We start from the raw sequence: 1,483 nt of genomic DNA, 5'->3' as shown, positions 1-1,483 counted from the left end.
GTCGGCCCTGAACAATTCGTTTTGTCGCGCAGATGAAGCTACGCCGCCGACGGCGCAGCGGCTCGGAAGCTGAGCAAAGCGACGAGAATCAGGGCGTAAAAAAGCCGCAGGTTGCGCAGGATCATCCGCAGGTTGTGGCCAGCGCCGCACAGCACCGCATGAATCGCATCGCCCAACGAACCCTTGAGCCAATTTCGATCGAGCTTGCCGTCGGCCTTCATGTGCCCGATGGCCGGTTCGATTGCGCTGCGACGCCGGATCATTGCTCGCAGGCCGCGTGTGATACCGCGTCGCAAACCTGGGTGATAGACCTTCACACCATCGACGGCGACGCCCTTGTAGCCGCGGTCGACGACGGCGATCTCCGGCTGCACATCGCTCAGGATCGCCGCTTGTTCCAACGCTTCGGCCAACGTGTGCCCGTCGTATGGATTGCCCGGCATTGAACGAGCTCCGACTACCAGACCTTCCTTGTGCGTCGTGGTGATCGACACCTTCACGCCAAATTCGTACGGCTTGCGCGCTTTGCCTTTCGCCAGGCACTCCACTTCCGGCGCGTGCAGCGCATACAGCTTGTTTTTGTCCTTCTGCTTCTGCGTGAGAATCCGCTTCGTGCGGCTGATCAAGTCTTCCAACTCCGCGCGACTTTGCTGAACAACGCCTTCCAGTTGCCGCTCCACGTCACGCATCACGCGCCCCACTCGTGAACGCAAAGTGCGCAGCGCCTTCTTCATCCGCTTGTACTGCTTCGCATGTGCATAGCGCCCGATCTGGCCCGCCAGACGCGGCGCTTCGCGGTTGTAGTTCTGCCGCAGCTTCAGCCCGTGCTGGGCGGCGGCCTTCACCAGATGTTCCCGGCAACGTTCGAGCAGGCGCGAATCGGTGGGATGCGCAATCGCCTTTTCCATCACCGTCGTATCGACAATCACCCGCTTCAGGCTCGTCGTCTTGATGACCTTTGCGCGTTTGGCCGCTTCGATCGTCTCAGCCAACAGTTCTTCAACGCCGGCTTCGCCCAGGCGCTTACGCCAGCGCGTCAGGCTCGACGGATCGATCGGCGGTTTCGTCTGCAAGTACGTCTCGCCGGTGAACACTTGCCAGTACGGGTTCTCCAGCCATTGCCAGACGACCTCTTCATCCGACAGGTCGAACGCGTGCTGCAAGTACAGCAGCCCTGCGATCAAACGCGGCGACGTTGCCGGTCGGCCACGAGACGATGCGAAACTCGCACTCATCGTCGTGCTCAACCGAGCCCAGTCGATCAGATCGGCCAGGCGAATCAACGGATGCTTCAGATTGATCTGCTCGCGCAGCGGTTGGCGGAAGAAATCTCCCTCTGTCACCGGCAACTTCGGACCCATCCACACCTCGTCAGGATTTGCAGGATTCACGCGTCAATATGCCTGCTTCCTGCAAATCCAACAACACCGTTTCGGCCTCACCGCCTTTCCGTATAAGCCGTCCAGGATTGTTCAGGTTCGAC

General features: G+C 60.3%; 1 protein-coding gene. It reads right to left on the bottom strand.

Annotated elements, in window-relative coordinates; genetic code table 11:
• Nucleotides 1–38: 38 nt before the first annotated feature.
• Nucleotides 39–1,361 (bottom strand): IS5 family transposase, encoded by a 1,323-nt coding sequence (locus tag WS69_RS29655; protein WP_059474209.1) that lies wholly within the window; start codon nt 1,359–1,361, stop codon nt 39–41.
• Between the last annotated feature and the right edge of the window lie 122 nt (nt 1,362–1,483).

Source organism: Burkholderia sp. BDU5 (genome assembly GCF_001522845.1).
GTDB lineage: Bacteria > Pseudomonadota > Gammaproteobacteria > Burkholderiales > Burkholderiaceae > Burkholderia > Burkholderia mayonis.
This window is presented reverse-complemented; position numbering and strand designations above follow the sequence as displayed.